We start from the raw sequence: 20,808 nt of genomic DNA, 5'->3' as shown, positions 1-20,808 counted from the left end.
TACCCGATGCGCCTGGTCAAAACGTGCGTTTCGCGGCGGCGTCCTGCCGGCTCCACCGTCCTGCCGAGGCCGATCGGCCGGGAGCCTGCAGGACGCTATGCCGGCAGCGGCGTGCGGCGGCGCAGCCACATCCAGCTTTCGGCGGAATACACGGCCAGGCCGATCCAGATCAGCACGTAGCCCGTCACCTTCGGCCCCGCGAAAGGCTCGTTGTACAGCCACACGCCGAGCAGCAGCTGCAGCGTTGGGCTCACGTATTGGAGCAGGCCCAGCAGCGACAGCGGAATACGCCGCGCGCCGGCGCCAAACAGCAGCAGCGGCAGCGCCGTCAGCGGGCCGGCCAGCGCCAGCAGCAGCTGGACGTGCGGCGATGCGGCCAGAAAGGCGTTCTGGTGCTGTGCCGCCAGCCAGCCGAGGTAGGCCAGCGCCAGCGGAAACAGCAGCAGCGTCTCGAGCGTCAGCCCTTCGAGCGCACCCAGTGGCGAGGTCTTGCGCAACAGGCCATAGAAGCCGAATGAAAATGCCAGCGCCAGCGCAATCCACGGCAGCCTCCCAGCCTGCCAGGTGAGCCACGCAACGCCGGCCGCGGCCAGCGCCACCGAAATCCACTGCACCGGCCGCAGCCGCTCGCCCAGCACCAGCGCGGCCAGCATCACAACCACCAGCGGGTTGATGAAGTAGCCGAGGCTCCCCTCCAGCACGTGGTCGTGGTTGACCGCCCAGATGTACGTCAGCCAGTTGGCCGCCAGCAATGCCGTGCTGGCGGCATACCGCCCCACCACGCGCGGCTGCGCGCGCAACGCCCACAGCCACGCCCAGTGCCGTTTCACCAGCAGGATCACCACCATCACCGCCAACGACCAGATCACCCGGTGCGACAGGATCTCCACCGGCGACACCGCCTTGAGCAGCTTGAAGTACAGCGGGAACAAGCCCCACATCGTGTAGGCCAGGAAGGCGAAGATCACGCCGTTGCGGGTGGAAGCGGGCACGCTTGTGTCTCCATGAGGGTCGGTTCACGTCGGAATGGACGCGTTGATTGGGCGCAGCTTCTATCCCCAGAGCCGCAGCACGGTAAACACGCCCATGCCGACGAAGATCATGCCCAGCATGCGCCGCGTCGCCACGTAAAACACCGTGGCTGCAATGCCGGCCATCAGGCGCGGGTTGTTCCAGCTCGGATCGAAATGGCCCTGGTTCCACAGCAGGTCGGGCAGCACGATGGCGATGAGCGCGGCCGCCGGCGCAAAGCGCAGCGCGTGCTGCAGGCGCGTGGGCAGCGCCATGCGGTCGCCCACCGCCAGAAAAAGCGAGCGCGTGAAAATGGTCACCACCGTCATGCCCAGAATGACCAGCCAGATCTCCAGCGTGCTCATGCGTCCTCCCGCTCGCCGCTCGCCTGTGCGGCGCGGCGGCGCTGCCATTGCAGGCGTGCCGCGGCTTCGTCGCCCGCCAGACCGGCCGCCATCGCGCCGGTGACGGCAATCACCAGGCTCAATCGATATGGCAGCTTGAAGGCGATCAACGCCAGCACCGCGGCCACGGCCACCGCCATGAGCGTGGCACGGGAACGAATGGTCGACACCATGACAGGAATCAGTGCGAGCGTCCCGGCCAGCGCCAGGCCCCACGCATCCGGAAAGAGGCTCGCCGCGACGATGCCCAGGATGGACGACACCTGCCACACCACGAAATTCAGCAGGACCATGCCCCAGTAATAGCCTTCCTTACCGGCTTCCCGCGCGGCCGATGGATACCGCTGGGTGAACAGCACGAACGGCAGGTCGCCGTTGAACGACCCGAGCACCACGCGCCGCACGAAAGGCAGATGGCCGAAATGCTGCATCAGCCCCGCGCTGAAGATGATGAAGCGCACGTTGACGATGAACGCCGTGAGCAGCACCGTCCAGATCGGCAGCCCGGCCGCCAGCAACGGCAGTACGGCCAGCTGCGACGAGCCTGCATACACCAGCAGCGACATGCCGATCGCCTGCGGGATGGTCAGCACCGACTTGCTCATCGCCACGCCCGTCACCGCACCCCACGCAAAGACCGGCAGCGTCGAGGGCGCATAGGCCCGCAAGCCGGCAATGAAACCGGCGCGCTCGTCGGCGTCGATCGCCAGCCAGCGGCGTTGCAGCGCCGCGCCCCACCGCACTAGCGCCATGATGCCCCCAAAAGCGGCGAATGCATCTCTTTTTGCGCGACCGTACTGCGCGCGCAGTCAGCGCCTGAATGCACGGGAAAAGGCGGGAACGTCGGGGGCGACATGGAAGGCTCGGAGGAAACACGCGATTATACTTTTGATGTTAAGCATCTGCTTAACGCCGATGCGCAGACGCCCCCCCGCGCGTGACGATTCACGCCGTGCACCACGCAGTGCAACAATCGGCGTTGGCGGGGCCGCGCCCACCCCTTACAATTTCGCCTTTGTCGGCACTTCAAGCGTGGCTGACCCTCGTCAGACCACGCCGGCACTCCTCACTCACCATGACGACGCAAACCGCCTCCACGATCGAAATCGGCGCAGACGACCTGCCGCTGCACTGCCCGACCGCCAAGACGCCGGCCTGGAACTACCACCCGCGCGTGTTCCTCGACATCGCCGATACGGGCGAAGCCAAATGCCCGTACTGCGGCACCGTCTACAAGCTGGCTCCCGGCGTTGAACTGAAGGGCCACCATTGAGCCGTCTTCCCCTGCAGCACCTCCGGCGCGACGTGCGTCCGGCAAACCGTGTGGCGAACGGATGATGCGCAAGATTCTCGTCATCGCCCCCAACTGGATCGGCGACGCGCTGATGGCGCAGCCGCTGTTTGCGCAGTTGAAGGCGCGGCACCCGCGCGCGCAGATCCACGCCGTCGCACCGAAGTGGGTGGCGCCCGTGCTCGCGCGCATGCCGGAAATCGCGCGTGTGCTGCCGACCGACCTGGCGCACGGCAAGCTGCAGCTCGGCAGCCGCACGATGTTTGCGCAGCAGCTCAAGAACGAAACGTTCGACGCGGCCTACGTGCTGCCGAACTCGTTCAAGAGCGCCCTGATCCCGTGGCTGGCCGGCATTCCACTGCGCATTGGCTACAAGGGTGAATCGCGGCTGGGCGTGCTCAACGTGCGCTACCCGAATCCGCCCAAGGCCGAGCGCCCGCCCATGGTCCAGCACTACGCGGCGCTGGCCTTCAAGCCTGGCGCCAAGCTGCCCGACACGCTGCCCGATCCGAAGCTGAATGTGGATGTACAGCGCGTGGCGACCACGTCGGCCAAGTTCGGCATTCCCGGCAATGCACGGCTGATCGCCTTCTGCCCCGGCGCGGAATACGGCCCGGCCAAGCGCTGGCCCGCCGAGCACTTTGCTGAACTCGCACAGATGCTGCGCCGCTCGTTCCCGTATGCGCAGATCGTCGCGCTCGGGTCCGGCAAGGATCGCGAAACGGCCGACGCCATCGTCGAGCGCGCCCCGTTCGTGCGCAACCTCTGCGGCGAGACCTCGCTCGACGAGGCCATCGAACTGCTTGCCCGCGCCGAGGCCGCCATCTGCAACGACTCCGGCCTGATGCACGTGACCGCCGCCCTGGGGCGCCCGCAGGTTGCCGTGTTCGGCTCGAGTGACCCGCGCCACACCCCGCCGCTGTCACCGGCTGCGAGTATCATGTGGCTCCATCTGGAGTGCAGCCCGTGCTTTGCGCGTGAATGCCCGCTGGGCCATCTGCGCTGCCTGCGCGACATCGGCCCCGAGATGGTGTTTCATGAACTGCGACGGCTGCTGCAGCCGCTTTGACGCCATTGCATGCGGCCTTTCCGCACGCCTCCTTCCACGCCACCACCATGCCACGATTTGCCCGCCTGTTCGAAGCCGCCGAGGACATCCTCGAAGCCTATCGCGAAGCGCTCAAGCGACGCGATGCCGATGGCGCGCTCAAGCTGTGGCTGGACGAAGACTCGGTGAGCTTCATCCTGCCCGACGGCCAGCGGCTGCACGGCCATGAGCAACTGCGCGGCTGCCTGGATGCGCTGGTCGAAAAGAACCCGGTGTGGATCGAGTGCCTCAGCCAGCAGGTGCATTCGTCGCTGGGCGTGTCGATCTTCGAGTCGACCGAGGCGCTGCGCTTTTCCGCCACGGCCACCGAAGCCGACCTGTACGTGCATACGACGTACGTGCTGATGCAGAACCACGAAGGCTGGCGCATCGCGCACGTGCATTCCAGCCAGGCCGCTGAAGAGCGCGTGGCGGCGTCCATCTCCAGCGTCACGCACTCCCTGCACTGAGCCGGCCGCGCGCGGTGTGGCAGCCGATTTCTTCCGATGAGCCCCCCGTCTCGCCACGCTGCTCCCCTTGAGCTGGATCTGGGCGCCCTGCTTGCGGGGCCGTTCGAGCCGCACGCGTTCCGCTCGCCGTGGTGGCTGATCGGCGGCAATGCGCAGACGATCGTGCCGGCGCGCCTGTGGCGCTTTCCGCGCATCACGTATCGGCGCGAGCGGTGGGACACGCCGGACCACGACTTCATCGACCTCGACTGGACCACGCACGGCACGGATGCCCATGCGCCGCTGGTCGTCATGTTCCACGGCCTCGAAGGCGACTCGCGCAGCCATTATGCGCGGCTGCTGATGGACGCGCTGCGTGCGCGCCGGTGGCCGGGCGTCATCCCGCATTTCCGCGGGTGCTCGGGCGAGATGAACCTCGCGCCGCGCATGTACCACTGCGGCGATGGCGCGGAGATCGCGTGGATCGTGGAGCGCCTGTATCGGACGGTTTGCCAGCCGCAGGGCCGCAAGCTGCTGGCGGTGGGCATCTCGCTGGGCGGCAATGCGCTGCTGCGCTATCTCGGCGAACACGGTGCCGATGCGCGGTGTGTGAGCGCGGCGGCGACGGTCTCTGCGCCGCTGGACATGCGCGCCGGAGGCGCGGCGCTGTCCAAGGGCTTCAACATGGTCTATACGCGCATGTTCCTGCGTACGCTCAAGGCCAAGGCGAATGCCAAGCTGGAGCAGCACCCGGGCCTGTACGACCGCGCCGCCATGATGGCTACACGCACGCTCGGCGAGTTCGATAACCTCGTCACCGCGCCATTGCACGGCTTCCGTGATGTGCTCGACTACTGGACCCGCGCGTCGTCCAAGCCCGTCCTGCGCGACGTGCGCGTGCCGACGCTGGTGCTGAACGCGCGCAACGACCCGTTCCTGCCCGGTCGCCACCTGCCCGGCCCGGCGGACGTGTCGCCGGACATCGTGCTGGACCAGCCACTGCACGGCGGCCATGTCGGCTTCCTGCTGCGCGACGGCCGCGGAGGCCACGCCGGCCGCATCGACTGGATGCCTGCACGGCTGCTGCGTTTCTTCGATGACGTGCTGGGCCTGCAGCCCCATGCGGGAGAAGCCCATGGATGAGATCGTCCGCCAAGCCATGGCCAAATGGCCCAACGTGCCGGACTGCTTCGGCTGGCTGGCGCTGGACCGGCGCGGCCAATGGCGCATGCGCAACGAGTTCGCGCAGGCCAACAAGCTGTCGGGCGACCCGATCCGCCACGCGCCGCTCATCGACTTCATCGTACGCAACTACACACACGACGAGGCCGGGCGCTGGTTCTTCCAGAACGGGCCGCAGCGCGTATTTGTGGAGCTCGACTACACGCCGTGGATCCTGCGGCTGTCCGCCGACGGCGCCGTGCCGACCTTCACGACCACCACTGCCGCCGCCTTCACGCCAACGGGCTGCTTTGCCGACGAGGGTGGCAACGTGCTGCTGTCCGGCCGTGTGGCCGGGCACGACGCAGAAGACACCATCGCCCTGCTGCACGACCATGACCTGGAGCCGTTTTCGTCGCTCGCGCAATGGCATGGCGACGCCTGCGGCGCCGCGCTCGGCACGCTTGCCATCAACCACGCCACGTTCGACATCGAGCCGATCCACAGCGCCGACGTCGCGCGGCGCTATGGGTTCGTCCAGCATCCGGCCGGCTAGCGTGGCGCCCTACTTGGGCAGCGCCTTGTCTTCGACCTTCTCTTCCTTGTATTGCCGCTCCATCTGGTGCAGGCGCGCGTCGACCTCGGAGAGCGTGTAGAAATCGGCATCGCCCGCGTCGCGCGCCAGCTTCAGCTGCTCGACCGCAGCGCCCCAGGCACCGTCGCGCGCGTATTTCTCGGCCAGCGCCCGGTGTTGCTCGACGCGCTTGCCCTTGTCGGCATAGGCGCGGGCGAGCAGATCCCACCAGATGGACTGCGCGGTCTCTTCGCGCGTCTTGTCCTTGAGATAAGGGATGGCGTCGTCGGCGCGGCCGGCGGCCAGCAACGTCTGCGCATAGGTGATGCCCACCGCGCGTGAGAGCGGATATGCAGCCAGTGCGGCACGCGCGAGCGTCAGCGCTTCCGGCATGCGGTTGCGGGCGCGCGCGAGCTCGATGGCCGTGACATCGAGCTCGACGCTGCCCGACGTGATGCCCGGGATGTTGCCGTACAGGCGGCGCGCCTCCTGCAGCGCCTGTTCAGCGGCGTCCAGCCGACCCGCCATCTGGTTGGCGACCGCAATGCCGTACCACAGCGCCGCGCGCTTCTCCACCGGGGCATCGGGCGCCGATGACAACTGCGAGCGCATCGCGTTGCTCACGTCGATATAGCCGCTGGTGGACGTTTCTTGCAGCACACGCGCGCGTGCCCTGGTGAACCCGAACTCCGGCCGGCGCGGCTGGCGCGGGTGCGGCAGGCCGCGCGCGCGGTCTTCCATATCGGCGATGCGCTCGCCGGTCAGCGGGTGGGTGCGCGCATAGCCGGGGATCACGCCGGTATCTGCGATGTTCGTCACGCGCTGCAGCCGGCGGAAGAAATCGGGCATGCCCTCGGGGTTGTAGCCCGCGCCGGTCAGCAGCGTAAAGCCGACGCGGTCGGCCTCGCGCTCGGCGCCGCGCGAGAATGCCAGCTGATTCGAGACCGCGGCAGCCTGCCCGCCCATCGCCACGGCCTGCGCCGCATCGCCGCTCTTGGTCGCGGCCAACCCGGCCAGCAGGATCGACGCCAGCGCGATCCACATCGACTCGCCCGACTTGTCGATGCCGCGCGCAATGTGCCGCTGCAGGACGTGGCCGATCTCGTGGCCGAGCACGGAAGCCAGTTCGGATTCGCTCTCCGTGGCCACCAGCGTGCCGGTGTTCACGCCGATGAAACCGCCGGGCAACGCAAACGCGTTGATGCCTGGGTCGCGCACGGCAAATAACTCGAAGCTCGACGCCGACGTGCTGCCCGCCACGTGCTGGCGGCGCGCGGCGTCGATCAGCTTGTAGCTGATGGCGTTGAGGTAATCGGTGATGAGCGGATCGGGCACGTAGTCCGGATCGCGCCGGATCTGCCGCATGACGCGGTCGCCCAGGCGGCGCTCCATCTCGGGCGACAACGACGCGGTGGACGGATCGCCCATGTCAGGGAGCTCGTACGTCGGCGCATCGACGACGGCGGGCTCTTTCGGCAGATACGGCGACTGCCGGCCGATCTGCACACTGCGGTTCAAATTGCTCTGGACCTGGTCAGCGGCCGCCGCTGAGCCCAGGCCCGGATTGGCCGTTGTGGCAAGCGCTGGCGCGGCCCCTTGCGCCAGGGCCTGCAGCGGCAACGGCAACGGGGCCAGCCAGATCGACAACAACACGGCAGCCGTGAGCTTGCGCGCTCGCGGACGGGACAGAAAAGGCGTCATACGGAAAGCACAGTGCGCGGAATCCGCGTGGCGAAGTCGCCAGCGGCTGGGTGCTTGCTATCATAAAACGCTTCGCATTCTGCCCCGCAAATCGGCGGTTTCCACCATGTCGCAACTCACCCACTTCGATTCCGCCGGACAAGCCCACATGGTCGACGTCGGCGACAAGGCCGTCACGCATCGCGTGGCCGTCGCCACCGGCACGATCCGCATGCTGCCCGAAACGTTCGCCCTCGTCCGCGACGGCACCGCCAAGAAGGGCGACGTGCTCGGCATTGCGCGCGTTGCGGCCATTCAGGGCTCCAAGCGGACGTCGGACTTGATCCCGCTGTGCCATCCGTTGGCACTGACGAAGGTTGCCGTCGAGTTCGAGCTCGATGAGGCCGCGCACAGCGTCCGCTGCACCGTGCGCGCGGAGACGCGTGGGCAGACCGGGGTGGAGATGGAGGCGCTGACCGCCGTGCAGGTCGGCTTGCTCACGATTTACGACATGTGCAAGGCCGTGGATCGGGGGATGGTGATTGGGGATGTGCGGCTATTGGAAAAGCATGGGGGGAAGTCGGGGGATTGGGTGGCGAACTGACACACAAAAAAAGAAGCGCCGGGTGAGCGCTCTTTTTTGTCGCGTTAGGTTTCGGTATTTTCCCTAGCCGGTACCCCAGTCTTCGATTGGCTGCACGGCTTGGTGCCTGTGCCAGCAAGGACCCACGTTATTACGTTCGGACTCGTCGTACTGTCAGGCGTGGCCGTGACCGTGCAGCTTCCCACAACGGCTGATCCGCTCATGGTGATGACGCCCGAGGCACCCAGACTTAGCGTCACATTCGGGGGCTTCGGAAGCCCTGTGTACCCCGTGTGCTCCTTTAGGAGGTCCTCGGTATCGCATGTTCCCGCAATCGTCCCGCTATTCTTCTGGGCACATTCGGCAATTGCAAGCTTCAATGGTTGAATTTGCGTATACACGTCCGCCCACCTGGAACGCGTCACGTAGTCTTGATACTGCGGGACCGCAATGGCGGCCAGAATTCCGATAATCGCCACCACAATCATGAGCTCAATCAGCGTAAAACCCCGCTGGTGCCGAGAAACGTTTTGATATTTGACTCGCATCGATACTCCATCATCAGTGAGTTTCATCTCGCACGGAGGAGATGAAGCGAGTCGAGATTAATGGAAGCCGCGCTGATTTATTTCACTCACAACGAATTTTTACCAACACGTAGTCCGATTCTTAAAAAGAAAAGCGCCTGCATGAGGCGCTTGGAAAAAACGGGTTGATCGCCACCATTGCTCAGCTTGAGCCAGCAAGCAACCCATCAGACTTCAGGCGCGAGCAAAACGTTTTCAAGCTTTCGGCATAGCGCAGGCAAGCCTGCCTCAGGGTCGGAGTTTGCGCGGGAAAATCCGTCCAGTAGTGGTGATACAGGCGGTGAACTTGCGTGACGGCCTCGTCGTTCTTCCCTTGAAACGCCAACGCAAGTGCATAGCGCTGAACCGGCGCTGGGCCGGGATAGAACTGTGCCGCCTGGCGTTCAAGCGCTGCCATGACGGGCGCCATCTCCGGACTAACTGAAGCATTCATGGCGATGGCCAATGTCGCGTAGGGCACCAGCAACAGTTGCCCGCTACCCTGGTATCTTGCCAACTCTTTCGCGACGCCATCCTGGGTGAAATAGAGCCGCTCCACACCCTTGTAATCTGGCCAAAGACGGACGACTAACGCCATGCCGCAAATGACGATAACCCCGGACAGCATCCTGGTCATTCCCGGAGAGGGAAACCGCAGATCGTTGCCGTCCAAGTATCCCAGCACAAAGGCAAAGGGGAACAAAAAGAAGACGTAATGCAACGGGTACTCCAATAAGGAATGTACGAGCATGACCGCAACCAGAGCAAACAAAAACGCCGTATCCGGTTCGCACAAGCGCTTACGGAGGCCCAGCACCCAGAACCCCAGCGGGATCAACACCGCGAGCAGACCCGCCAAGCCGACCTTCGCCAGGAGATCCAAGGCGATATTGTGTGCATTCATCGACATCTCGACGTGGCCCAGCGTCTCGGTTTGCACGAACTGGTTCCATGCATAGTCGCCCCATCCGCCTCCTAGCCATGGGTGGGCAAGAAAGATGTGCCAAGCATGCTTCCAAAGTAACGGGCGCAAACCCACCCCCGCTTCAAAGCGTTCCCCCATCGAGCCTGGGAGATCGAAGGTCCAGATGCTGTTGGCTACCGCAATCACCCAGTTCCAGCCTTGGAACGCCACCGCCAGCATGAGCATCGGGCCAACTAAGATGAGTAGCCGGGCCGGCCAGATGCGAGTTCGGGATTCCGCATTAAGTGACATGCCCGCCAGGAAACCGACCACAGCAATATGCAGCCAAGCCATTCGGGAAAATGTCAAAGCCATACCGAGCAGCAACAGCAGCACGGCCAGCACCAGAAACGCTCGCCAGCGCGGATACCGATACGCCAAGAACAAACAAGCGGCCAGCCCAAAGCTCAAATACGTTGCGACTTGGTTAGGTTGGTTCAAGTTGCCCCACATGCGCCTGCCTGTGCCCGATGGCAGCATCGAGAAGAACGCGCTGGGCAAGTTCGGAACGCGGAACAGCTGAAACAGTTCAACGACGACAGTTAGCAAACCACCAACGATGACGGCAGTTCCTACAGCAACCAGCACGCCCTGCATACTGCGGCAGCGTGCACCCAACCCACAAATGACGACCGCTCCAAGCAACACGACGATGGCGCCAAAGGAAAAAAACGGATTCAAGGGCGGGGCAACAGCGAGCTGGGCAATCAGCACCACGATCAGCGCTAACGGCGCCAGCGCAATGCTGGGCAACCCGGTCGGCCGCTTCCACGCGACGGACAGCACCAGCACAGCAGCAACAATCCAGCAAGCTGCTGCCGCGGATTCTGAATAGAACGTTGGAACAGGGTAGGTGTGGGGCGCTACCAAGAAGGGGATGCTCCAGCACGCTCCGAGAGCGAGCCAGATCGGGCACAGGAGAATGGGGAGTCGACGCATTCGGAATGCCGGCAAGAAAGGCTAAAACAAAAAAGAGCGCCCTAAGGCGCTCTTACTAGGCGAGCTAGTTTAGCTTAGCGGCACTCAGCCGGCGCATACTTGGCTGGGAGCGTACCTTGTGTCAGGTTGACGCCGGACGGTGCCGAAGCGCCTTTAGCAGCGCAGCGCCACTGTACCGGCGCGGTCGGCACAGAACTCGTAGCAAGGTTCGTGAGCGTGCCGCTATTGTTATAGTACGGCGTGATCGTCAGATCACCGTTCCCGGCGTTAGTGTCGTACGTGATCGTGATGTGCCCGTCCGTACCGTTGATCTGCAGGTTTTTGACGTTCTTCGTTGCTACAAACGGCGCCGAACCAGCCGACAAATCAGACTGCGCATTCGCAGCGTTTTCGGCCACGAGAACCTTAGCAGCAGCAGCCAACGACAACCCTTCCGTCACACGCGCACGGATCGTGTAGTCCTGATAAGCCGGAATGGCGATAGCAGCCAGAATACCGACGATCGCGACCACGATCATCAGTTCGATCAGCGTGAAACCCTTCTGGACACGCTTGTTCAGACGACGCATCGACTTCATGAATTTTCCCCCGGAAAAATTTGGTTAAGGATGATGCGGGCCTATTAGAGCAGGGACTGTGCCAAGCCGAATCCACGAATTTCGACTGGAAAACTGACGCTATTCCGGCGATTGCCGGCGCATGGCGTGACATTTTTTGACACATCATGACGGGGATCGTCAATTTTTATGGGCGTCACACCACATCTGCGGTGTCAGCCAAAAAGACCAGGCGCCCGCAGGCGCCTTCCACTGAGCCCCTAACGCGCTAGCGGCATTCGGCAGGCGCGTATCGAGCCTCGAGCGTTGGCGTGGCAGTCCGGGTGACGTTGAGCGGCATCTGCTTGCCCTTCGCCGAACACGCCCACATCACCAGTGTCGGAGGTGTTGCGCTGGCGCTCAGGTTGACGTACGTGGACGAAGCCGCGCCCGAATACGGCGTAAGGATCAACTGATTCGACCCCGCTTGGGCCACCGCTGATGAGAACTGGATCGTGATCTCGCCGTTCCCGCTATTCACTTGCATGCCGGAGACGTTCTTGCCAATAGGCAGCGAGGCCCATCCCAGCGATAGATCGCTCTGTGAGTTGGCGGCGTTCTCAACCACCAAAGCCTTGGCTTGAACCGCGACAATCAATCCTTCAGTCACCCGCGACCGAATCGTATAGTCCTGATACGCCGGGATCGCAATCGCCGCGAGAATCCCCACGATCGCCACGACAATCATCAATTCGATCAAGGTAAAGCCGTCGTCAGACCGGCGCCTTGTTCCCTTGCAGTGCTTGAAGCCCATGACCTCTCCCAAAGGCATTTTGTTATCCGAACACCCCTGTGCACACACTATGCCAACGCGTACACCATACTTGGGAGGAAAGAACTGGCGCGCCTTGTTGAGAACTCGGGCCAAATCTGACGGTTGTTGGCAAGAGTTGCGACAAATACCGTCATCACCTACTTTCGTGGGGAATTGTTTGAACTAGGCCTGCCGTAACGCCCGCCGACTCAACCACCACCCCACCAGCACCACCACCAACGCCCCAGCACAACCGACCACCACATCCGCATGCGGCACGGCACTCTCAAACCATGCTGCATCCACCGGATCGGTCACGAGCATGTCGCCGGCCAGGTACCCCAGCAGCGCCGCCCCCAGCGTGACGATGACCGGAAACCGCGCCATCACGCCCACCAGCAGCGTGCTGCCAAAGACGATGAGCGGAATCGACAGGCCAAGCCCCAGCACCAGCAGCAGGAACGTCGTCCCCGGCGGACCCTTCTCCGCCGCGGCGGCCACGGCGACGACATTGTCGAGCGACATGACGAAGTCGGCGATCAGGATGGTCTGAATGGCGGGCCACAGGCCGTCGCGCTGGTGGCGGTCAGCGGCCTCCTGCTCCGCCTCGGTCAGCAGCTTCACGCCGATGTAGACCAGCAACACGGCGCCAATCGTTTTCAGGTACGGCAGCGCAAGCAGCTTCACGGCCAGCACCGTCAATACGATGCGCAGCACGATGGCGCCGGCGCTTCCCCAGAAAATGGCCTGCTTCTGCTGGCGCTTGGGCAAGTTGCGCGCGGCGAGCGCGATGACGACCGCGTTGTCGCCCGACAGCACGATGTTGGTCAGGATGATGGAGCCGAGGGCGAACCAGAATGCGCTGGAGGTGAGCGCCATAGTGTTCCCGGATTGTGCTTTGTTGATGGACGGGGACCTGCCTTGAGCCCGCTGGAGTTGAGCTTATACACATGTCGTGCCCGCTACGCACGGCGCGATGACGGTGCGGCGCACAAACAAAAACGGGAGGCCAGGCCTCCCGTCTCCGTGTTACCGCAAACCTTGCCGATTACAGCAGCGACTTCAGCAGTCGGCCCATTTCGGACGGGTTCTTGGTGGTCTTGATGCCGCACTCTTCCATGATGTCGAGCTTGGCTTGCGCAGTGTCGGCACCGCCCGAGATCAGCGCGCCGGCGTGGCCCATGCGCTTGCCCGGAGGCGCGGTCACGCCAGCGATGAAGCCCACCACCGGCTTCTTCATGTTTTCCTTGATCCAGTAAGCCGCGTTGGCTTCGTCCGGACCACCGATCTCACCGATCATGACCACGGCGTCCGTTTCCGGATCGTCGTTGAACATCTTCATCACGTCGATGTGCTTCAGGCCGTTGATCGGGTCGCCGCCGATACCGACTGCCGACGATTGGCCCAGGCCCAGCGCGGTCAGCTGGCCCACGGCTTCGTACGTCAGCGTGCCCGAGCGCGACACCACACCGATGCGGCCCTTCTTGTGGATGTGACCCGGCATGATGCCGATCTTGATTTCGTCCGGCGTGATCAGGCCAGGGCAGTTCGGGCCCAGCAGCAGCGTCTTGCTGCCAGCCTTACGCATCTTGTCCTTGACCATCATCATGTCGCGCACGGGGATGCCTTCCGTGATGCAGACCACGAGATCCAACTCGGCTTCAACGGCTTCCCAGATGGCGTCAGCGGCGCCTGCGGGCGGCACGTAGATCACCGACACGGTCGCGCCGGTCTGCGCCTTGGCGTCCTTGACGGTTGCGTAGATGGGAATGCCTTCGAAGTCTTCGCCGGCCTTCTTCGGGTTCACGCCGGCGACAAAGCAGTTCTTGCCGTTGGCGTAGTCGCGGCAGCCGCGCGTGTGGAACTGGCCGGTCTTGCCGGTGATCCCCTGGGTGATGACCTTGGTGTCTTTGTTGATCAGAATCGACATGCTGTAATCCTTTTATGCAGCGAGCCGCGCTGTCGTACTTTTCGTACTTGGGCGCCGCTCACGTTCGCGTAGGGTTCGTTCAGCGGGCGGCTTACTTGCCGGCGGCTGCGGCCACGACCTTCTGGGCGGCCTCTTCCATCGTGTCAGCGGCGATGATGGGCAGACCCGAGTCGGCCAGCATCTTCTTGCCGAGGTCTTCGTTGGTGCCCTTCATGCGCACGACCAGCGGCACCGACAGCGACACAGCCTTCGATGCGGCGATCACGCCTTCGGCGATCACGTCGCAGCGCATGATGCCGCCGAAGATGTTCACCAGGATGGCCTTCAGGCCCGGGTTCTTCAGCATCAGCTTGAAGGCTTCGGTCACCTTCTCGGTGGTGGCACCGCCGCCCACGTCGAGGAAGTTGGCCGGCTCGCCGCCGAACAGCTTGATGGTGTCCATCGTGGCCATGGCCAGGCCGGCACCGTTCACGAGGCAGCCGATGTTGCCGTCCAGCGAGATGTAGGCCAGGTCAAACTTCGAGGCCTCGATTTCGTTCGCGTCTTCTTCATCCAGGTCGCGGTAAGCCACGATTTCCGGGTGGCGGAACAGCGCGTTCGAATCGAAATTGAACTTGGCGTCCAGCGCGATGACCTTGCCTTCGCCGGTCAGGATCAGCGGGTTGATTTCCGCCAGCGACGCGTCGGTTTCCCAGAATGCCTTGTACAGGCCTTGCAGCGCCTGGCGCGCTTGCTGGATCGAGGCGTCAGGAATGCCGATCTTCTTGGCAATGTCGTCCGCATCGGCGTCCTGCAGGCCGGCTTGCGGGTCGATGATCAGCGTGTGGATCTTCTCCGGCGTGTGGGCAGCGACCTCTTCGATGTCCATGCCGCCTTCGCTCGAGGCCATCAGGGCGACCTTCTGCGACACACGGTCCACCACCAGCGACACGTACAGTTCCTTCTTGATGTCAGCGCCCTCTTCGATCAGCAGGCGGTTGACCTTCTTGCCTTCCGGGCCGGTCTGGTGCGTCACCAGCTGCATGCCGAGGATGTTGGTGGCGTATTCCTTGACTTGGTCGATGCTCTTGGCAACCTTCACGCCGCCGCCCTTGCCACGGCCGCCCGCATGAATCTGCGCCTTCACGACCCACACCGGGCCGCCCAGATCTTCAGCGGCCTTCAGAGCCTCGGCCACCGAGAAGGCCGGAATGCCGCGCGGAACCGGCACATTGTATTTGCGCAGGATTTCCTTGCCTTGGTACTCATGGATATTCATGCGTGTTTCCTTTGCTAGGCTGGATGAGTGTGATGAATGTTGAAAACGCGAGCGGTGCGGGCTTTGTCAGGACGACGGCTCCGACGACGGCTCGGTGACTGGCGGTAGGATCTTGGCTTCGGGCTGGTAGGCGAACCAGCGCGGATAATGCTTGCGGACCACCTCGCCCTCGAAATGCAGGGCATGGCAGCCGTGAAGTTGGTATGGCGGCGTTTCACCGGGCTCGATGGGCCGATGGTCGTTGGAATTGTCGCGCACCGGAAAGACATCGCCCGCAAACGCCTGGATGGCGGCAGTCGGCAGCACGCCGCACAGCTCGGTCAGATGCGTACAGCCCGCCACGCCACCCAGTCTCTCACGCGCGGCCTTTCGGAAACCCTTCATCAGGTTCAGGCCGATGAGCTTGCGATAGGCCGGGCCGATCGTGTCGCAGTGTGTGGGATACGGCACCCAGTCGGAGCACGCTTCGGCATCCACCACGTTCATGCGGGTATCGATGGTCACGCGCAGCCACAGGTCGTGCAAAGGCTCGCCTTGAGGACGGACGCCTCCGCTGGCCAGCGGGATGTCGCGCGGTTTGGTGTCGGTCAGGCGTGCCTCGATGTCCCACAGGCCGTCTTCCCGCAAATAGGCCTCCACCGTGATGGCACGGCGGTGGCGCATGGCGCGCGGGACGGGGGCAGACAGAGGCATGGACCAGACAGACCGATAGGACCGACGGAGCAGGCGCGCGCGGATCTCGCGCATCACCCACGGGACGTGGACGGCAGCGCATCAGCCGCCATACACGAACACAACCCGCCCTGCCACCGGAGTAGAGGGCGGTATCGAAGCCCGGGATTTTAACACGTCGTCACGACGGGACTGGGCCGCGTGCTGCAATGCAATGCCAGAAGCGTTGCAACAACCCGCCGCGGACGCCCCCCCCTGCTTGATGGCGCGGCCAGATTGTCCGGCCGGATTGTTGCACGATCAGCGACGTTCAGGACGAATCGTCACCGTCGTCGAGCAATTCGTCTGCGCCGGCGATGATGCGTGACACCACCGACCGTGAAAACCCGCGCGCCACCATGTAGCGCACCTGTTTTGCCCGTTCGGCCGGATCGCCAGGCGGCCGGCCGAAGCGCTTCTCCCACAGCGCCCTGGCCCGTTCGGCCTCGGTACTCTGCAGTTGCGCTTTCACTTCACCGAGCGTCTCATCGCCGAGTTGGTGTGTTTTCAGTTCCTGCATCAGCCGGGCTGTTCCATAACGGCCAGCGCGGCGGTGCACCAGGCTCTCGGCGAAGCGTGTGTTGGACAGCCAGTTTTCGCCTTCCAGCCAATCCAGCAGCGCATCCACTTCTTCGGCGGTTTCCGCATGGGGCGCCAGCTTGCGGCGCAGTTCGGCCCGGCTGTGCTCCCGCCGGGAGAGGTAGCCCAGCGCACGCGCCTTCAGCGACAGGGGTTGACGCGGCAACGGCATCGGTTTCACGCCCAAAGAAAAACGCCCACCGTTGGGGGACGGCAGGCGTGTCAAATCTCGATAGGACCGCCGATCTGCGCCGACGGCCAACCCAATTACTCTTCCTCGACTTCCTCGGCCACCGCGACGGCGCCCATCGGCGTCACGCCCAGATGCTCACGAACCTTGTTTTCGATCTCGCGGGCCAGATCCGGGTTCTCGCGCAGGTATTCGCGGCAGTTGTCGCGGCCCTGGCCGATGCGCTCGCCGTTGTAGCTGTACCAGGCGCCAGACTTCTCCACCACCTTGGCTTCCACGCCCAGGTCGATGATTTCGCCCTCGCGCGACACGCCCTGCCCGTAGAGGATGTCGAAGATCGCCTCGCGGAACGGCGGCGCCACCTTGTTCTTGACGACCTTGACCTTGGTCTCGTTGCCGACCACCTCGTCGCCCTTCTTGATCGAGCCGATGCGGCGGATATCCAGGCGCACGGAGGCGTAGAACTTGAGCGCGTTACCGCCCGTGGTGGTTTCAGGCGAGCCGAACATCACGCCGATCTTCATGCGGATCTGGTTGATGAAGATCACCATGCAGTTGGTGCGCTTGATGGTGCCGGTCAGCTTGCGCAGCGCCTGGCTCATCAGGCGGGCCTGCAGGCCGGGCAGCGCGTCGCCCATTTCGCCTTCGATTTCCGCCTTCGGCACCAGGGCAGCCACCGAGTCGATGATGATCAGGTCGACCGAGCCCGAGCGCACCAGCGCGTCGGCGATTTCCAGGGCCTGTTCGCCCGTGTCCGGCTGGGAGATCAGCAGGTCCGGCACGCTCACGCCGATCTTGTCGGCGTAAGTCACGTCAAGCGCATGTTCGGCGTCGATGAACGCGCAGGTGCCGCCGAGCTTCTGCATCTCGGCCACCACCTGCAGGGTCAGCGTGGTCTTGCCGGACGATTCCGGGCCGTAGATTTCGATCACGCGGCCGCGCGGCAGGCCGCCGACGCCCAGCGCGACGTCCAGCCCCAGCGACCCGGTGGACACCACCTGGACCGGCTCCACTTCGGCATCGCCCATCTTCATGATCGAGCCCTTGCCGAACTGCTTTTCGATCTGCGCGAGCGCGGCAGCCAGCGCCTTCTGCTTTTCTGCGCTCATCGTGGCCGCCTTCTTGCCGTCTTCCATGGTCGTCCTTCGTGCAAATTGGTGTATAAATGGGCCGCGAGGCTTGTGATTCCAGCGGTTGTCTGCAACAGCGGGCCGCAAAACGCAGCCGACTTCATGACTCTAGCGCCGCCAAGACTACAGCACGGCGAATTCGGGATACTGTATAAAAAACCAGTGGTTTTGACAAGTCTCCCGACGTTCGTGTCGCGCAAAAACCATGTGGCGGGCGGCATGGGCGAACAGACACGTCGCCCGAGCATCGCGGGGAGACACGCATGCGCATCCTGATTGCCGAAGACGACGCCACGCTGGCCGACGGGCTCACCCGTTCGCTGCGCCAGGCGGGCTATGCCGTCGACCGCGCCGCCGATGGCGCCGCCGCCGATGCGGCGCTGTCCGCCCAGACGGCCCAGACCTATGATCTGCTGATCCTCGACGTGGGCCTGCCGCGCCTGTCGGGGCTGGAGGTGCTCAAGCGCCTGCGCTCGCGCGGAGCGATGCTGCCGGTGCTGATCCTGACGGCCGCCGACAGCGTCGAGGAACGCGTCAAGGGCCTGGACCTGGGCGCCGACGATTACATGGCCAAACCCTTCGCCCTATCCGAACTGGAAGCGCGCGTGCGGGCACTGGTGCGGCGCGGCACGGGCGGCGGCGCCACCCTCGTGCGGCATGGACCGCTGGCGTTTGACCAGGTCGGGCGCATTGCCTACATCCATGACCAGGTGGTGGAGCTGTCGGCGCGTGAGATCGGGCTGCTGGAAATCCTGCTCGCGCGCGTGGGGCGTCTGGTGTCGAAGGAACAACTCGTCGACCACCTGTGCGGCTGGGGCGAGGAAGTCAGCAACAACGCCATCGAGGTGTATATCCACCGGCTGCGCAAGAAGATCGAGGTGGAGGGCGTGCGCATCGCCACCGTGCGCGGGCTGGGCTATTGCCTCGAGCGCATGGCCAGCCCCACCACCACGGCCGCCGCCCATGGCTGACCGCCTGGCCTGGCCGTGGCGCCGCTACCGCTCACCGCGCGCCCCGCAGGCCAGCGCCAGGCCCGAGGCTGACGACCGCGACCTCGCCGACACCCTCCCCCACCTCGAAGACGACGCCACGCGCCCGGTCGCCCGATCGCTGTTCGGCGAAATTCTGGACTGGATGCTCGCGCCGCTGCTGCTGCTCTGGCCGATGAGCATTGCGGTGACGTACCTGGTGGCCAAGTCCATCGCCAACGCGCCGTACGACCGCGCCCTGGAATCGAGCGCCATCGTGCTCAGCCAGCAATTGCGCGAGGTCAACGGGCGCATCACGCTGCAGTTGCCGATTTCGGCACGCGAGATCCTGCGGGCCGACGAGACCGACAACATCTACTACCAGGTGCTCGGCACGAACGGCGAATTCGTCTCCGGCGACCGCGACCTGCCGCTGCCGCCCGAAGAGGACGCCAGCGCCGGAGGCCTCGTGCAACTGCGCGACGACCGCGTGCACGGAGCGGACATCCGCGTCGCCTATACGTATGTGCAGAAGCCGGGCGGCAAGCCCGCGCTGGTGCAGGTGGCCGAGACGCTCGACAAGCGCGCGCAGCTGGCCAACGAGATCATCAAGGGCGTGATCCTGCCGCAGTTCGTGATCCTGCCGCTGGCGGTGGTGCTGGTGTGGTTCGGGCTCACGCGCGGGCTGGCGCCGCTCAACGCGATCCAGGAGCGCATCCGCGCGCGCAACCCCGGCGACACGAGCCCGATCGACGAAGGCGCCGCGCCGCAGGAACTCACGCCGCTGGTGGCCTCGTTCAACGAGCTGCTGGGGCGGCTTGAGCAATCGGTGCAGACACAGAAGCGCTTCATTGCCGATGCCGCCCACCAGATGAAGACGCCGCTGGCCGGGCTGCGCATGCAGGCCGAGCTGGCACAACGCGAGCAATCGCCCGACGAGCTGCGCCGCACGCTCGCGTACATCGCCGACAGCTCGGACCGCACCGCCCACCTCGTCAAGCAGCTGCTTTCGCTGGCGCGCATGGAGAACATGGGCGCGACCGACGGCCTGGTGCCGCTCGACATCTGCGCGCTGTCGCGCCAGGTGGTGGCCGACTGGCTGCCCAAGGCGTGGGCCAAGCGCATCGACCTCGGCTACGAGGAGCCCGGGCCGCCGGTCATGACCCCGGGCAACGCCACCATGCTCGCCGAGATGCTCAACAACCTGCTCGACAACGCGATCCGCTACACACCCGACGGCGGCCGCGTGACGGTGCGCGTCACCACCGCGCCGTTCGAGCCGTTCGTCTTCATCGACGTGGACGACACGGGCCCGGGCATCCCGGTGGCCGAGCGCGAACGCGTGATGCAGCGCTTCTATCGCATCCTGGGCACGCAGGCCGAAGGCAGCGGCCTGGGTCTGGCCATCGTGCGCGAGATCGTCCAGCAGCACGGCGGCGACATCGAGGTGCTGGACAACGTCTATCAGAGCGCGCCACGGCTGGCGGGCGCGCGCTTTCGCATCACGCTGCATCGCTGCGCGCCGGGCGAGGAGCCCGCCGCATGAGCATCACGCCCGGAACCCCCGCGCGCCGACGCTGGATGACGAACATGCGCTGGGTTGCCGCGCTGCTGGCGATCTGGTTTGTGGTGACTTACGTCGTGGCGTTCTTCGCGCGCGACCTCACCATGCGCTTCTTCGATTGGCCCTTCGCCTACTGGGTCGCGGGCCAGGGGGCGCCCGTCGTCTATGTGCTGATCACAGTGCTGTACGCGTGGCGCACCAACCGCGCCGCCGATGCTGCAGCGCAAGATACCGAGGCGCCGCAGCACGACGCCTATGCGCCGCCTCCCCCACCTTCCATTTGACGCGCTGAAGCAGCCCTGGCTGGTTGCACTGGCTGGCGCACGCAAGCGCCGCAGCCTCGCGTATACCCCGATGAAATTGCTGCGTTCGCTGGGGGTGCATGTCAGAACGCAGTAAGTTTCGCTTCCCACAATCGT

Annotated in this window: 23 protein-coding genes; 9 read left to right on the top strand and 14 right to left on the bottom strand. The window is 64.5% G+C overall.

The genetic code is table 11. From position 1 onward, the window contains the following. Positions 1 to 95: 95 nt before the first annotated feature. Genes rarD through TK49_RS06950 form a run of 3 tightly spaced genes read right to left on the bottom strand, consistent with a single transcriptional unit; the run spans position 96 to position 2,167 of the window. Positions 96 to 992 carry an EamA family transporter RarD gene (gene rarD / locus TK49_RS06960; protein ID WP_045786058.1) on the bottom strand — a complete coding sequence of 299 codons (897 nt, stop codon included), beginning with the start codon at positions 990 to 992 and terminating at the stop codon, positions 96 to 98. Between the two features lie 60 nt (positions 993 to 1,052). Next, the gene (locus TK49_RS06955; protein ID WP_045786057.1) at positions 1,053 to 1,376 is read right to left on the bottom strand and encodes an AzlD domain-containing protein; all 324 of its coding nucleotides are present in this window, start codon (positions 1,374 to 1,376) and stop codon (positions 1,053 to 1,055) included. Next, positions 1,373 to 2,167, bottom strand: coding sequence for an AzlC family ABC transporter permease (locus TK49_RS06950; protein ID WP_045786056.1), 795 nt, complete (start codon positions 2,165 to 2,167; stop codon positions 1,373 to 1,375). The genes TK49_RS06955 and TK49_RS06950 overlap by 4 nt, the downstream gene beginning before the upstream one ends. Positions 2,168 to 2,490: 323 nt before the next feature. Here TK49_RS06950 and TK49_RS06945 point away from each other — a divergent pair, with 323 nt between their 5' ends. The 5 genes from TK49_RS06945 to TK49_RS06925 all read left to right on the top strand — a co-directional run bounded on the left by TK49_RS06945 (position 2,491) and on the right by TK49_RS06925 (position 5,959). Beyond that, the gene (locus tag TK49_RS06945) at positions 2,491 to 2,688 is read left to right on the top strand and encodes a zinc-finger domain-containing protein (protein ID WP_045786055.1); all 198 of its coding nucleotides are present in this window, start codon (positions 2,491 to 2,493) and stop codon (positions 2,686 to 2,688) included. A gap of 61 nt (positions 2,689 to 2,749) precedes the next feature. Then, complete coding sequence (gene waaF, locus TK49_RS06940; protein ID WP_045786054.1) at positions 2,750 to 3,775, top strand: lipopolysaccharide heptosyltransferase II; 1,026 nt, start codon at positions 2,750 to 2,752, stop codon at positions 3,773 to 3,775. Positions 3,776 to 3,822: 47 nt separating this feature from the next. Further along, on the top strand, positions 3,823 to 4,263 hold the full coding sequence (locus TK49_RS06935; RefSeq protein ID WP_045787788.1) for a YybH family protein: 441 nt from the start codon (positions 3,823 to 3,825) through the stop codon (positions 4,261 to 4,263). A gap of 36 nt (positions 4,264 to 4,299) precedes the next feature. Next, positions 4,300 to 5,385: a YheT family hydrolase gene (locus TK49_RS06930; protein ID WP_045786053.1), complete on the top strand. Its 1,086-nt coding sequence runs from the start codon at positions 4,300 to 4,302 to the stop codon at positions 5,383 to 5,385. Further along, complete coding sequence (locus TK49_RS06925) at positions 5,378 to 5,959, top strand: DUF2946 family protein (protein WP_045786052.1); 582 nt, start codon at positions 5,378 to 5,380, stop codon at positions 5,957 to 5,959. The genes TK49_RS06930 and TK49_RS06925 overlap by 8 nt, the downstream gene beginning before the upstream one ends. Positions 5,960 to 5,968: 9 nt before the next feature. Here the strand turns inward: TK49_RS06925 and TK49_RS06920 are convergent, their stop codons facing one another. Continuing rightward, the gene (locus TK49_RS06920) at positions 5,969 to 7,678 is read right to left on the bottom strand and encodes a beta-barrel assembly-enhancing protease (protein WP_045786051.1); all 1,710 of its coding nucleotides are present in this window, start codon (positions 7,676 to 7,678) and stop codon (positions 5,969 to 5,971) included. Positions 7,679 to 7,784: 106 nt separating this feature from the next. On the opposite strand from TK49_RS06920, the gene moaC reads away from it, so the two are divergent. Next, positions 7,785 to 8,261 (top strand): cyclic pyranopterin monophosphate synthase MoaC, encoded by a 477-nt coding sequence (gene moaC / locus TK49_RS06915; protein WP_045786050.1) that lies wholly within the window; start codon positions 7,785 to 7,787, stop codon positions 8,259 to 8,261. Positions 8,262 to 8,305: 44 nt separating this feature from the next. On the opposite strand, the gene TK49_RS06910 is transcribed toward moaC, so the two are convergent. The 10 genes from TK49_RS06910 to recA form a co-directional block, all read right to left on the bottom strand. Next, positions 8,306 to 8,788 carry a pilin gene (locus tag TK49_RS06910; RefSeq protein ID WP_045786049.1) on the bottom strand — a complete coding sequence of 161 codons (483 nt, stop codon included), beginning with the start codon at positions 8,786 to 8,788 and terminating at the stop codon, positions 8,306 to 8,308. Between the two features lie 181 nt (positions 8,789 to 8,969). Continuing rightward, on the bottom strand, positions 8,970 to 10,709 hold the full coding sequence (locus TK49_RS06905; RefSeq protein ID WP_205624845.1) for a PglL family O-oligosaccharyltransferase: 1,740 nt from the start codon (positions 10,707 to 10,709) through the stop codon (positions 8,970 to 8,972). Positions 10,710 to 10,783: 74 nt separating this feature from the next. After that, positions 10,784 to 11,287 (bottom strand): pilin, encoded by a 504-nt coding sequence (locus TK49_RS06900; protein WP_045786047.1) that lies wholly within the window; start codon positions 11,285 to 11,287, stop codon positions 10,784 to 10,786. A gap of 247 nt (positions 11,288 to 11,534) precedes the next feature. Beyond that, positions 11,535 to 12,059, bottom strand: coding sequence for a pilin (locus TK49_RS06895; protein ID WP_045787787.1), 525 nt, complete (start codon positions 12,057 to 12,059; stop codon positions 11,535 to 11,537). A gap of 183 nt (positions 12,060 to 12,242) precedes the next feature. Further along, positions 12,243 to 12,938 (bottom strand): TerC family protein, encoded by a 696-nt coding sequence (locus TK49_RS06890; protein ID WP_045786046.1) that lies wholly within the window; start codon positions 12,936 to 12,938, stop codon positions 12,243 to 12,245. 169 nt (positions 12,939 to 13,107) lie between these two features. Continuing rightward, complete coding sequence (gene sucD / locus TK49_RS06885; RefSeq protein WP_045786045.1) at positions 13,108 to 13,989, bottom strand: succinate--CoA ligase subunit alpha; 882 nt, start codon at positions 13,987 to 13,989, stop codon at positions 13,108 to 13,110. A gap of 91 nt (positions 13,990 to 14,080) precedes the next feature. Further along, entirely contained in the window at positions 14,081 to 15,247 is a 1,167-nt protein-coding gene (gene sucC, locus TK49_RS06880; RefSeq protein ID WP_045786044.1) for an ADP-forming succinate--CoA ligase subunit beta, read from the bottom strand. A 66-nt stretch (positions 15,248 to 15,313) separates the two neighbouring features. Further along, positions 15,314 to 15,940 (bottom strand): DUF2889 domain-containing protein, encoded by a 627-nt coding sequence (locus tag TK49_RS06875; RefSeq protein ID WP_045787786.1) that lies wholly within the window; start codon positions 15,938 to 15,940, stop codon positions 15,314 to 15,316. A 289-nt stretch (positions 15,941 to 16,229) separates the two neighbouring features. After that, a complete protein-coding gene (gene recX / locus TK49_RS06870; RefSeq protein ID WP_045786043.1) occupies positions 16,230 to 16,709 on the bottom strand; it encodes a recombination regulator RecX in 480 nt (159 codons plus the stop codon). Positions 16,710 to 16,804: 95 nt separating this feature from the next. Next, entirely contained in the window at positions 16,805 to 17,863 is a 1,059-nt protein-coding gene (gene recA, locus TK49_RS06865; protein ID WP_045786042.1) for a recombinase RecA, read from the bottom strand. Positions 17,864 to 18,120: 257 nt separating this feature from the next. Between recA and TK49_RS06860 the strand changes: the two genes are divergently transcribed. Genes TK49_RS06860 through TK49_RS06850 form a run of 3 tightly spaced genes read left to right on the top strand, consistent with a single transcriptional unit; the run spans position 18,121 to position 20,673 of the window. After that, complete coding sequence (locus tag TK49_RS06860) at positions 18,121 to 18,828, top strand: response regulator (RefSeq protein ID WP_045786041.1); 708 nt, start codon at positions 18,121 to 18,123, stop codon at positions 18,826 to 18,828. Further along, entirely contained in the window at positions 18,821 to 20,371 is a 1,551-nt protein-coding gene (locus TK49_RS06855) for a sensor histidine kinase (RefSeq protein ID WP_045786040.1), read from the top strand. The genes TK49_RS06860 and TK49_RS06855 overlap by 8 nt, the downstream gene beginning before the upstream one ends. Then, a complete protein-coding gene (locus tag TK49_RS06850; RefSeq protein ID WP_045786039.1) occupies positions 20,368 to 20,673 on the top strand; it encodes a DUF4212 domain-containing protein in 306 nt (101 codons plus the stop codon). Before TK49_RS06855 ends, TK49_RS06850 begins: the two co-directional genes overlap by 4 nt. The last annotated feature ends 135 nt before the right edge of the window (positions 20,674 to 20,808 follow it).

The organism is Ralstonia mannitolilytica, from assembly GCF_000954135.1.
In the GTDB taxonomy this organism is placed as follows: domain Bacteria; phylum Pseudomonadota; class Gammaproteobacteria; order Burkholderiales; family Burkholderiaceae; genus Ralstonia; species Ralstonia mannitolilytica.
Note: the sequence above shows the minus strand (reverse complement) of the source record. Positions and strands in the feature narration are given on the sequence as shown.